Here is a 12,274-nt window from a genome sequence, read left to right as displayed (position 1 = left end):
CTTGCGGAGTCATTGGGTGCGGGCCATGCGGAAACACTACGCTAACCAACCGTAGGTCACCTTATTGGTAGACCTCGCGATTGCGACTCTTGAAGCCGTCGCGACTTGACCTGCTCGCGAGCCTGCGCGGTGTCGCCATCCGCGAAATTGCGGTCGTACACGAACCCGAATCCATAGGAGAAGCGAAAGGCGTTTCTTAAGCTCGCCAAGAACGGTGATAAGGCCGTCGAACCAACATTCACGAGATCATTGGGCTTCAGCATCACATCGGCCTCCGTTCCAGCGAAGATCGCGTCCAGATCTACTTGTATGATTTGCTCTTCGTCGTCATTCAACCGGCGCACGATCTCTGCCCTTGCCGGCCAGGCGAGGGGACCGAAACCGCCAGCCGACGCGATTGCTTGTTTCAGAGTGGGGCCGTGTCCGTGTAACTCATAAGCCCCGGGCCGGGCGACGTTGCCAGCCATGTAGTAATTGCCCATGGCGCCATGCGAGACGTAGATCAGGTCGAAAGGGCGGACGACGATGTTCTGGCTAGGTACTCCGTTCATCAGATCCTCGACATCGATCATGATGACTCGGTTGGACTCTGGTTGAGTCGTTGGCGCAGTACCATGTTCGTGCAGAAGCAGGGTCTCGGATGGAATTGGTCTAAGAGCTTGCGGTGCCGCCTTACTTGATGGTGCGGCTGACGTGTGAGGGACTTGAATATTATTTGCAGCGGAATGATGGCCATGCCCATGCGCGGGCGCGGATGTGGGTTCCAAGTCCGTTGCTGTGCCCCTACGAATCACATAGAGTTCGTGCAGTTCGGGCGGAACACCGCCTGCATCCGCGAGCGCATTGAGCAAGCGATACTCAGGAGTCGGAATCGGGTAGGCGCCGGAACGCCGGACTTCGCCAAGAATCGAGTAGCTCAATCCAGGGGATTCTAAAAGCCGCACCTGCACATCGGCATCTTCGAGGATCTGCTTAGCTCGAAGCTGTGACTTGATCTCCAACTCGATCTCATGCGGCATCAGCCCAGCAACGCGGATCGGCCCCAAGATGGGCAGTGTAATGGCCCCACCGTTGTCCACTTTGATCTGTTGTGAGGTATCCTGTCCAGGTGCGAGTAGTTCAAAGATCGAAACCGTGATCGTATCCCCGCCCGCTATTTTCGACTCTTCGTAAATTGGGACGAGGTCTTCCGCTGCCGGAGCCTCGGCTCTTTCAAGATGCATCGGCTCCTCAAGGAGGCTGAGCGAATGGCGAATTGGATTGCGCTGAGGCTCGCGGAACTGACCTACCTGCGTGGGATCGAGGAATCCGTTTCGAATCCAATTCGCGCTCTCTGGTTTCTTGCAGCCTACAACGGCGAGCAACAAGCAGATCAAGGCTTGAAAAAGGCAGCGACGTTGGACGGGGCTTTCCGTGGGACCGACGCTTCTACAGATTAGTGCACAACGATTGGTCATCGCCGTTCCGGACGCACGCGATAGGAGGCGCAACGGTTCCGCTGCTGCCATCGGCAGTCAAGAACGGCACACAGCCCGTATGTTTGATGCACGGGTCGGGCTCGTTCTTCCCAACGTCTCAAAAAAAGTGAGGGCCCAGAAACGAGCCGCGCAGCACCTGCCTCGCCGGCGGTGCATCCAGACTCATCCCCCTAACGATTCAGTGCCTGTCGTGTCTGGACAAGAAGAAATGAGGGGCCATCCCGCCGTCGGGGTGGGCAGTGACCCGGCCGTACTCGTACAGCCATCGTAACTACGGCCACTACCGGCCGGCGCCGCACTTCAATCTCTCAGGCCATAGCCGGCATCCGTATTACACCCGCCGCGGTCGTCACGGTGGACATCATCGTGACTAGAACTCGCATTCCTGCGGACATGGCCCGGCCCCCTGCTGGCTAATAGGGCCGTGCTTCATAACAGCTCCCTTGGATGACAACGCATCATTGAGAGTGCGGTTTCCTACCGAGTGCGACGGTTCTTAGAAAAGGAACGCCGCGAAGCCTTGCCGGAAGAAATCGCCAAAGAACGTAATAAGCACCGTTAGGATCGCAGATAGCGCTTCCCAAAAGACTTGCATGGGGTCTGTAGGCGTCATCTTTCGGTCTCCGATTCTCCTTTCTCTGCTTGTTGCGTGGCCGGGCTCTTTGGGGCATCCGTACTCCCCGGTTGGCTGGCCGGGGCTGGCTGCGTGGTGAGTGGACGGAGTAGCTCGTCGGGAATGCGTCCCGAGAGCTGGCGTTCTAGGTCCGCGGTCGCAGTTGCCAGGTCTCGTACGGATGCCGCGTAACTTAGCCGCGTGAGAATCAGGGATTCCTGCGCCAAGAGAACCGCGACAATCGACTCCCGGCCGGCCTGGTAAGTCTTTCGTGCCAGTTCAAGGGCTGTCTGCTGAACGGGCAATAGTGACTCCCGATACAGGCGAACACGGTCCTCGGCCAGTCGTCGTCGCGTTAGTGCCGAGCGGACGCCTTCAACCACCCTCTGCTCGATCTCCTCATATCGCTGCAATAGCTCGCGAGCCCTCGACTGAGCCTTGGCGATCTGAGCGAGGTTTTGATCGAAGATTGGCAGAGGAACCTCGATCATTGGCCCCAAAACCAAGTCGATGATCTGGCGACGTTCCAGATTTCGTTCACCCCGTGATTCGAGCTCTGGCGCCGTCAACTGCCCTGCGGCAACGGAAGCCCGGGCTGTGTCCGCCAGAATCTTGCGGCCCGGCAGGGCTCGCCGCTCGTAACGCTCTCCTCCCACGCCGAGGTTGAGACTTGGGATCACGCGCAGCCGCTGCTGCTGAAAGTCCGCCAACGCAGATTCCAATTCCCAGTGCGCGGCCTGAGCATCCAGGCGTTGGCGAAGGGCTGTATCGATCATCGCCGTCTCGTCAGCGGCCAGGGCGTTGAACCGCGTGTCGGCCTCGGTCGGGAACCACGGCTCCCGCGCGTCTGCCACGCCCATCAAGCGGAGGAGCGCTTGGCGCGTCAAATCGTAATCAGCGCGCAATTGAAGCTGTTGGAGTTCAGACTCAAGCAGCCGGCCGCGCGTCAGGTAAAGATCGAATTGACCCGCCTCGCCCGCCTTCAGCCTCGCCTGAGTAAGTTCGATCACGTCGCGCAAGACGCGAAGGTTCTGCTCTTGAAGATCGATGGCTTGCGATTGGTATTGCAAATCGTAATACCTTGAGCGAACCTCGGTGACCAACGTCACAGCCGTGTCAGCGACGGCCAGAATTCTCTGCTGGAGAATGGCCTGCGCAGACTGCTTTCGCGTCGGAATCAACCACAGGTCGGCCACGTCTTTGGACAGCCCGAATGTTAGGTCGGCACGTCCGCCTCCCTCGGGGAGCATGCCCGCAAACGAGAGCACCGGGTTACTAAGCAATCCCGCCTGAACTAAGTCCGCCTTCGCCTGGGCAATGACTTCAAGGTCTGCGCGGAGTGCCCGGTTGTTGAAAAGTGCCAAGTCCAGCGCTTGCTCGATGGCAACCACATCCGCTTGTGCCGGCACGAGCGGTTTTAGCTCCATCTCGCCAGACCACGAAACCTCCGTCCCCGTCGCTTGTCGGGTAGCTTCGCCCGCTTGTCGCAGGTCATTTGCGCTGTCAACACGCCCACATGATGAAAGCAGGATTCCGATTAGAGCAATCAGAACCAGCCTTCCACTCGCCTGTCGGCCGATCATTATGCTTAATCCTTGTCGAACAATAAATCCGATGGTGATGGCTACGATCCGTGCGCCACGACAGATCGTAGGTCGAACAAACCAGAGCTTAACGCGCAAGCGCCAAGGGGCAAATCTGGTTAGCCGGTCTCTCTCGCTCAGGTCGCCGTACTTTTAGCCGTCATTCGGAGTGCGTTCGTTATACGCCTTCGTTTCAAGGTCGGCCGCCTTATCTTCGCTTTCATGCTGCTCCTCAGCCTTTAGACTCATGGACGATTTGCTGGGCTCCATGAAATCGAAATCAAAGACCTGCGGCTCCTGTCCATCCTTGAAATCAATGAAGATTTTCAAGCCCATTGGGAACTTCACCGACCCATCAACGTTACCCCTGAGAAAGGCCCTACCAGGCTCGACGCTCAGAGCCAGCGGCTTTTCATCGTCTTTTCCTGCGTTTCGTGCATGACCTTTCGCGGAGAACTTATCCGCCTTAATCGGCTTAGTGTATTCGTCGTAGAAGTAAATGCGAAACTCGCGATTCTCTGAGATGGTTCCTTCAAGATGGTGAGTCTGATCGGGAGCCATGAAGAAAACGCCGCCGTGCTTGGGCTTATGGTCCATGTGTGAATCAATGTCCTGGAGCTTCATCCCACAGACCGAACACTTTCCGGGCTGAGAATGCGTTTTTTCCGCCTCGCACCGCATCGGACAAACATATTCTTTCGGCGCATGTCGCTGAAGTATCTCGACCAGTACCTTCATCTCTCCATAAACTTTGCGCGTCCCCGTGGCATCACCGGCGTCGGCGACTTTGTCAATAGCATCGAACATGGAGGCAAGCTCTCGTCCAGCCTTATTTACCTCCTTGATCGCCTCGCGGGGCACACCCGAGTCCGATTTCAGCGCAAGCTGGCCGACGAGATCTCCCACCTTTCGAACAACGTCCGCGTGGGGATGGATCTGATCAAGCTTCTCGGACGCCATGAGGTCCTCGATTTCGTGCAATCGAGTTCGAATCTCGCGGACCGCGTCTTTGAAGGTTTTTGGCGTCTTATACGCGATTGGTTTGCCGTGCTCGTGATCACCGTGAGGGGATTGAGCGCTTGCCGAAGCCGCATAGGCGGCGACTGTCACAATGGCAATGTAGCCGAGCCCCTTGACTGTTGACATATTTTTTCTTCCTTTCCTGAGATTAACCGAGCTTCGCCGCTTACCGACCGTTACGGTTTGTGGCCCTTGTGTTCGCCTTTTTCGTGCGCGCCGTGCTCCCTACTCGGCGCCTTCGTTGGAGCATCGAAATCAAAGGTGAACATTTGCGTCTTGCCGCCCAGATCCAGCGAAATCATAAGCGCGAGCGGCGGCCTCGTGCCCGAGTCGAGTCTTCCGCGTAGAGACGACTTGGAAGCGTCGGGCGCGAGACTGACCGGCGTGTGTTCGCCGCCCTTCTTTCCGCCGTGCGCCTGCGGTTTCGTCCCGTCGACCGGGAGCGGCTTGGAGTGTTCATCGTAGAGGTAAATGCGGACTTCGTTGGCGGCCGAGAGCGTTGCCTCGACTTGGCGCTTCCGATCGACGGACCATGCAACCAACCCTCCGTGCGGGCCGCCGGCGACGTACTTCTGAAGTGTCGCGGTCAATGTAACCATCTCATCGTAAACTTTACGCGTGCCCGCCGCGTCGCCGGAATCGCCGGCCTTGTCGATAGCGTCGAACTTGCCCGCCAATTCGCGTCCGGCTTTATTGATCTCCTTGATGGCGATCTTGGGCACTCCGGAGTCGGCCTTGAGTGCAAGTTGGCCGATGACGTTTCCGACTTTCTGGATCACCTCCGCCTCTCGATGCACGTCGGCGAGTTTGCTGGAGTCGATTAGCTCCTCAATCTCGTGAAGCCGGTGCTGAATCTCGGCTACACCGTCTTTGTACGTCGTCGGCATCTTGAACTCGGCCGGTTTTCCATGCTCTCCCTCCATGTGGCCGTGTTGTGCCAGGGCGATCGGTACCGTGGGGCCCAATAGCAGCGTCACGAAAACAGTCAACGTTCGACCAGACATTTTGAACACTCCTTTCAAGAGTTAGCGAGACTGCCGTGGCTCATGTGGCTAGTCCGCCCCGGCACCAACGCCGGCAGGTTCAAGGATTACGTCCCTTTCGATTTTTTCGACGCCAGCTACGACGGGACGGTGATCGGAGCCGGGCACCAAATCGGGTGGTACATGCGTCTCGCGCCATTCGGCCACTGCGCGCTCGGACGCCTTGCGGCCGAAGTGCAAAAAGACCGTGGGAGTGACGCAAAAGTCGAGGAATGTGCTTGTGGTCAATCCGCCAAGAACAACCAGCGCGACGGGATAGAGAATCTCCTTTCCGGGTTGCCCGGCTGCGAGCACAAGCGGAATCAGCCCAAGACACGTCGTCAACGCGGTCATCAGGACCGGCGCTACTCGTTCCTGACTTCCCCGGACGACCATTTCGCGGCCAAAAGCCATTCCCTCGTGCGTCACCAGATGGATGTAGTGGCTGATCATCAGGATGCCGTTTCGGCTGGCGATGCCGCAGAGGCTGACGAATCCGACCAGGCTCGCCACGCTGAAGGTCTCGCCTGCAATCCACAGGGCAAACGCGCTGCCGATGAAGGCGAATGGGATATTGAGCATCACCTGGAGGACCATCTCGACCGAGCGGAAGTGCGAGTAGAGGAGTGCAAACATCGCCACGAGCGAAAGCGCTCCCAAAAGCAGAATCAACCGAGTGGCCGATTCCTGGGCCTCAAATTGACCGCCAATGCTCAGGGTGTATCCCGGCGGCATCTTCTCGGCCGGCAGGTCCATTGCTAAAGATGCCTTTATGTCCGCGACCGTGCTTCCCAGATCGCGCCCCTGCACGTTTGCCGACACGACCATTCGCCGCTGCACATTCTCGCGGCTGATCTGATTCGGCCCGGGCGTCTCGGTAAGGCCGGCCACATCGGAGAGCAGTACGACGGCGCCGGACGGCGAGATTAGGCGAACGTCGTTCAGACGGCGGACGCTGTTGCGAACCGATTCATCGAGCATCAATACAAGGTCGTATGATCTCAGCCCGTCCAAGACCTGGGAGACGACCTTGCCTTTCAGGGCCGTCTCGAGCGTTCGCACCAGATCAGCCGGTTTGAAACCCACACGCGAGGCCGCCTCCCGGTTGACCCGGATTCGAACCTGCGGGACGAGGACCTGCTTCTCCACCTGAAGGTCGACGACGCCCGGAATGCCATCCATCGCCGCGCGCGCCTGATCTCCCAGATTGCGCAGCGTATTGAGATCCTGCCCGGTGATCTTGATAACGATCTGTGCCCTGACACCGGAGAGCAAATGATCGATGCGGTGGCTGATCGGTTGGCCCAGACCCACGGCGACGCCGGGAAGAGTCTCAAGCTTTTCGCGTATCTCGGCGAGTACGACTTGCTTGGGACGAATGAGCTGCGGAGGGGAGCGCTGCTCGCCTGTCGTGTATTTCGCCGGCTCTTGCGCCTCTTCGGGCGTCCAGAAGTCCACATCCACCTCGGAGTAGTGGACCCCTTCGGCGTGCTCGTCCTGTTCCGCCCGGCCGGTTCGCCGCCCGGTAGACTTAACTTCGGGAACAGAAAGAATGAGTTCTTCCGCGCTGGCTCCGAGGCGGTCTGACTCCGCTAGCGAAATGCCGGGATCGGCAATCACATTGATCGTCGCCGTTCCCTCGTTAAAGGCGGGCAGGAATTCGCTGCCAAGTCGTGTGACGAGAAACACGCCCAGCGCTATGAACCCCAAGGCAACGCCGATGACGGTCCACGGTCGTGGCATCGTGACGTCATACAGCCGACGAGCGAACCGCTTGCATACGCGAAGAATCAGGCCGTCCTTGTCCTCTGCCATACGTTTCATGTTGGGCAGCAGGTAGAAGGCAAGGGCTGGTGTCACCGTCAGCGAGACCAAAAGCGACGAGAGAATGCTGATGATGTATGCAACCGCCAGCGGCTGAAAAAGCCTGCCCTCGATGCCGGACAACGCAAATAGAGGCAGAAACACCAAGACCACGACGGCAGTACCGAATACGATCGAATTCCGCACCTCGCTGGATGCGTGAAACACGACATCGATCGCCGGACGCGGGTTGGCCGCGTGCCGGTTCTCGCGGAGTCGGCGAAAAACATTCTCGACATCGACGATCGCATCATCGACGAGTTCGCCAATAGCGACGGCGATGCCGCCCAGGGTCATGGTGTTGATCGATTCTCCAAAGGCCTTGAAGACCAACGCTGTGATGCAAAGCGAAAGGGGTATGGCGGTCAGCGTGATGAACGTCGTGCGGACGTTGAGAAGAAACAGAATGAGGATGATCGCCACAAGGACAGATCCGTCGCGCAGCGCCTCCACCACGTTTTCGATTGCGGCCTGAATGAAATGCGATTGGCGGAACAGATCCGCGTTGATCATCAGGTCCTTTGGCAACGTCGGTCGCAGCCCGTTCATCGCCTCGTCGATGCGGGCGCTGAGATCCCGCGTGTCGGCGCCAGGCTGTTTCTGAATGGCCATAATCACCGAAGGTCGGGCGTTCATTGAGCCGTCGCCGCGCTTGATGAGCGCTCCACCCTCGCGGACCGTGGCGACATCACGAATGAGAATCGGCTGGGTGACGCCTTCACTCGTCCGCGTGGCGACGAGTGAGGACTCGATATCCACGACCGTTGCGACCCGCCCTAGATTGCGAACGACAAATTCCTGACTGCTCCCGACGATGAAGCCTCCGCCAGAGTTTTCATTTGTCTTCTCCAACGCTTCTTCCAGATCGTTGAGCGTCAAGTCATACCGCCGCAGTTTTTCCGGATCGGCGAGAACCTGGAACTGTCGAACCTCCCCGCCCATCACGGTGACTTGCGAGACGCCACCGACGGAGAGCAATGACGGCCGGAGGACCCAATCGGCTAGCGATCGTATTTCCATCGGCGGCAGCGAGTCGCTGCGCAGACCGACCAACATGATTTCGCCCATGATGGAGCTGATCGGTCCCATGACTGGAATCACGCCGGGTGGCAATTTCTCGGCGACCTGATTGAGACGTTCCTGAACGACCTGCCGGTCGTACCGAATATCAGTTCCCCACGCGAATTCCACATAGACGACCGAGAGACCAAGACCGGAGACGCTCCGGACCCGTTCCACACCGACTGCTCCGTTCAGCGCGGTTTCAAGGTGAAACGTCACCTGCGTCTCGACTTCTTCCGGCGCCAACCCTGGTGCTTCAGTCAGAATCGTGACCGTCGGGCGGTTAAGATCGGGAAGCACGTCCGTTGGCAGGCGCGAAGCTGTAAACAGGCCGTACGCCGCGACCAGCAGTGCAGCCGCGAGCACGAGCACGCGGTTGTGCAGGGAGAATCGAATGATCGCGTTAAGCATTACGGCTCTTTCTGGACGGCTTGGGCGGTTGGGGCGGCCATAGCCAACGCGGTAGGCGCCTTGGGCCGCAATTGCGTCAGCGAGTATGCGCCCTGAGTGACGACAACGTCGCCAGGCGCGAGTCCTGCAAGGACCTCGACCACTTGGTCGTTGGATTGCCCCGGCGTGATGTCTTGCTTCCTGTAGACCTCACCGCTCTTGATAAACACGAAGTGCATCGGCCCGTATTGGACGACAGCGGAGGCTGGCACAACAACCGCGGTCTTTTCCTCGCGCAGGACAATAGCGAGGTCAACAAACATGCCATCGCGGAGCATTCCTGTTTTATTGTCGCACTCGATGAGGACATGCGCGGTGCGCTTGACGGGGTCCAACGCCGGGCTTATGAATTTGACTTGCCCCCCAACCAGGAAGGCGGGCTGTGATGGAATCCGAACGCGAACCGCATCGGACGAACGCGATGCGACACGCGGAATCAAGGACTCCGGAAGTTCGCCTTCAATCTGAACGACGCTGTAATCGGCGACAGACAAAAGCGTCTCACCAGCGGCGGCCCAATGACCAGGTCGAGCCGAACGCTCCACGACAACACCGTCCGCCGGTGCGACAAGGCGTTGCAGATTGAGTTGACCGTCGGTCAGGTCCGCGGCTCCGGAGTCCGCCTCTCCCCCAACGCTGTTACGAGCCCATCGTAGGGCCTGCTGCCTGAGAACGGCGACTTCCTTGGTGGTTACATCTAAGTCAACGGCTTTGAGCTTGGCCTCGCCTCTTGCTCGAAGCGCGGCCGCTCGCCGCTCGGAGACCACATTGATCGGGACGACACCTTCGCCGGTCGACTCGACGCGATGCAATTCCGCCTCGGCCAGCGCTGCGGTCTCATCGGCATTTTGGGCCTCGACGCGAAGCTGTTGGACTCGCCCCTCACCGCGAACAACATCGAGCAGCAGCCTGGCCAGTTCCGGCGAGTCGATTTCGACGAGAAGATCGCCCCGGCGTACTACGCTCCCCACCTGAACATGGACGGCGAGCACCTTTCCAGCCGCTAGAGTTGAAATGGTCCAGTGTCGGTCCGGCGCCGCCCGAACCATGCCGGATAACGCCAGCGTCTCCTCGACGGGTCCGAAATCAATCTCGGCGGTCTTCAGCCCGATATGGGCCGCGGTCTCCGGCGACACTTGGCGGGGGGTGTCCAAATCGAAGGCCCCGACCTCCTTGCCCCCATGACCTTCGTGGGCCCACAGAGCCAACGGCGATGCTAAGATGGGCAAGACCAGCAAATACCGACTACTTCGTCGAATCGAGCGCATAAGTATTCCCCGTGGTGCTCCGACGGTCAGTCCTCTCGGCGCGCAGACTATGCGGCCCTAACGATTCTTTGATGCGTGGACAGGGTGGATTCTTCGCAGGGCTGCCACGTTTTTTTGATCCCCACGTTGGCGAGATGCCTGCCAGGGGACAGGCAAGCCGTTGACGGATATAATCCGCCCTAGCCTAGGCTTTCGAAGCAAGAAACGGTGCCCACCACCTCGGTGAGGATTTGCGTGACGGAATCAGAGCTGGTTGAGCGCTGTCGCAAGGGGATCCGTGAGGCCCAACAAGAATTGTACAACCAGACCTCAGAGCGTATTCATAGGCTTCTTTTGAGGATGATCGGCAGTCCGGATATCGCCTTCGACCTTGTCCAAGAGACGTATCTGCGGGCCTTCAGCCGAATCGGCCAGTTCAACGGGCAATCGAAGCTGGCGACTTGGCTGTACCGAATCGCGGTCAACGAAGCGCTTCAGTTCCTTCGCCGCAAAGAACCGTTAGGACTCCCTGCGGATTCGGAGTCGGCCGCGTCCTCGGGGGCTTCCGAAAACGACAGGGTCATTGCTGCGATGGATTTGGAGGAGGTCTTCCGACAGATGGACCCCGTCGATCGGGCCGTTCTCCTCCTTCGATATCAAGAGGGGCTGGATTATCGTGCCATTTCAGCCGTCATGGAATGCCCCATCGGCACGGTCGGTTCGCGGCTAATCCGGGCCAGGCAGCGGGCGCGAGAATTATTGGCCGATGGATATGATCCTGCGGAAGAAAGCCGAGCCCCAACGCATCCAACAGAAGGGGAGAACAACGCACGTACGACGCTACCGCCAGCGGACATGGTCCGCATGGAAAGAGGACGTCCATGAACTGCGAGACGACAAGACAGTATTTGGGCGCGTACTTCGACGGCGAAGTGCCGCTCCAGGTACGTCGCGAAGTCGAAGCCCATCTCGCGGCGTGCCCCGGCTGCACCCATGAACTGGCGTCGATTCGCGATCTTGCAACGCGGCTCGCTCCGGCCGGCCCCGTCGTTGTGCCAGAAGGCCTTTGGAGTGCGATTGAGCGCCGGCTTGACGGTCCAGCCGAAACGGTTCCCGCGCGCCCAGGTCGTTTCGTGTTGCTCAGGCGGTACGCCCTCGCCGCGAGCGTGCTCGTCGCGGTCGGGCTTGGAGCTTGGGCCTTACTCTCATTCGGAGATGGCGCTTCGGTTTCAAGAGCCTCCACGGTCGATTTCAGCATGTTGCTTGACGCCCTGCCGAATGACGCCGTTACAGCATTCGAGAAGTTTCTCTCCCACTACCACGCACGGCAAGTCCAGCCTGTCGAGGCCAAGCGAACGGCGTCGCAATTGGACTTTGACATCCCGGAGTCGCTGCCCGGTGGGTTCCGACTTGAGTCGGCCTACACGCTTCGATTCGGCAACGAGTCGGGTGCGGCGGCAATGTATGTCCGCAACGGCGAGTTCTTGGGAGCGATCTTTCATCGTCCGGTTCATCGCGAGGAATTCGGCACGCACAAGGATTACGAGTGCGTAATCGGAAAGCATCGCGGCCACGCGGTCGTAGTCGGAGAATGGAAACTCGTGCATGTGACGGATGAAACAACCTGTCATTGTGTTTTGAGCAAGCTGAATGAGAATTCCGAGTTGCCGGCTGTCCTCATGGCCGTGGCGCCGCGAGCCGGGTCAGCACCCAGTTTTCCACAAGTTGAAGGCGATCACGGCCGATGAGGAAAAGGCGTAAGGACCTACCGACCCACCCCCGCTTTGAAACAACCGCGGATTCGAGGCTCGTTCGCTTGGATGCTTAGCCCGTGATTGTGGCTCATCTTAAAGAATCGGTTCTAGGATTCGTTGCCGCGTTGACGCCGGCGAGGGCGAGCATCGACTTGCTGACTGTCAACGATTTCGAGTACTCG

Annotated in this window: 9 protein-coding genes; 3 read left to right on the top strand and 6 right to left on the bottom strand. The window is 58.9% G+C overall.

What is annotated here, in order from left to right:
- Positions 1-56: 56 nt before the first annotated feature.
- Positions 57-1,223 carry an SLBB domain-containing protein gene (locus VJZ71_05675; protein HKQ47537.1) on the bottom strand — a complete coding sequence of 389 codons (1,167 nt, stop codon included), beginning with the start codon at positions 1,221-1,223 and terminating at the stop codon, positions 57-59.
- Between the two features lie 24 nt (positions 1,224-1,247).
- Between VJZ71_05675 and VJZ71_05670 the strand changes: the two genes are divergently transcribed.
- Positions 1,248-1,439, top strand: coding sequence for a hypothetical protein (locus VJZ71_05670; protein HKQ47536.1), 192 nt, complete (start codon positions 1,248-1,250; stop codon positions 1,437-1,439).
- A gap of 648 nt (positions 1,440-2,087) precedes the next feature.
- Here VJZ71_05670 and VJZ71_05665 read toward each other — a convergent pair.
- The 5 genes from VJZ71_05665 to VJZ71_05645 all read right to left on the bottom strand — a co-directional run bounded on the left by VJZ71_05665 (position 2,088) and on the right by VJZ71_05645 (position 10,320).
- Positions 2,088-3,500: a TolC family protein gene (locus tag VJZ71_05665; GenBank protein ID HKQ47535.1), complete on the bottom strand. Its 1,413-nt coding sequence runs from the start codon at positions 3,498-3,500 to the stop codon at positions 2,088-2,090.
- A 327-nt stretch (positions 3,501-3,827) separates the two neighbouring features.
- Positions 3,828-4,820: a heavy metal-binding domain-containing protein gene (locus VJZ71_05660; protein ID HKQ47534.1), complete on the bottom strand. Its 993-nt coding sequence runs from the start codon at positions 4,818-4,820 to the stop codon at positions 3,828-3,830.
- Positions 4,821-4,870: 50 nt separating this feature from the next.
- Positions 4,871-5,698 carry a hypothetical protein gene (locus VJZ71_05655; protein ID HKQ47533.1) on the bottom strand — a complete coding sequence of 276 codons (828 nt, stop codon included), beginning with the start codon at positions 5,696-5,698 and terminating at the stop codon, positions 4,871-4,873.
- A gap of 48 nt (positions 5,699-5,746) precedes the next feature.
- Complete coding sequence (locus VJZ71_05650) at positions 5,747-9,052, bottom strand: efflux RND transporter permease subunit (protein HKQ47532.1); 3,306 nt, start codon at positions 9,050-9,052, stop codon at positions 5,747-5,749.
- Entirely contained in the window at positions 9,052-10,320 is a 1,269-nt protein-coding gene (locus tag VJZ71_05645; protein HKQ47531.1) for an efflux RND transporter periplasmic adaptor subunit, read from the bottom strand. Before VJZ71_05645 ends, VJZ71_05650 begins: the two co-directional genes overlap by 1 nt.
- 246 nt (positions 10,321-10,566) lie before the next feature.
- Between VJZ71_05645 and VJZ71_05640 the strand changes: the two genes are divergently transcribed.
- Complete coding sequence (locus VJZ71_05640) at positions 10,567-11,223, top strand: sigma-70 family RNA polymerase sigma factor (GenBank protein ID HKQ47530.1); 657 nt, start codon at positions 10,567-10,569, stop codon at positions 11,221-11,223.
- Positions 11,220-12,086, top strand: a complete 867-nt coding sequence (locus VJZ71_05635) for a zf-HC2 domain-containing protein (protein HKQ47529.1) — start codon at positions 11,220-11,222, stop codon at positions 12,084-12,086. The genes VJZ71_05640 and VJZ71_05635 overlap by 4 nt, the downstream gene beginning before the upstream one ends.
- The last annotated feature ends 188 nt before the right edge of the window (positions 12,087-12,274 follow it).

It is taken from the genome of Phycisphaerae bacterium (genome assembly GCA_035275405.1).
Taxonomy (GTDB): Bacteria; Planctomycetota; Phycisphaerae; order UBA1845; family UTPLA1; genus DATEMU01.
This window is presented reverse-complemented; position numbering and strand designations above follow the sequence as displayed.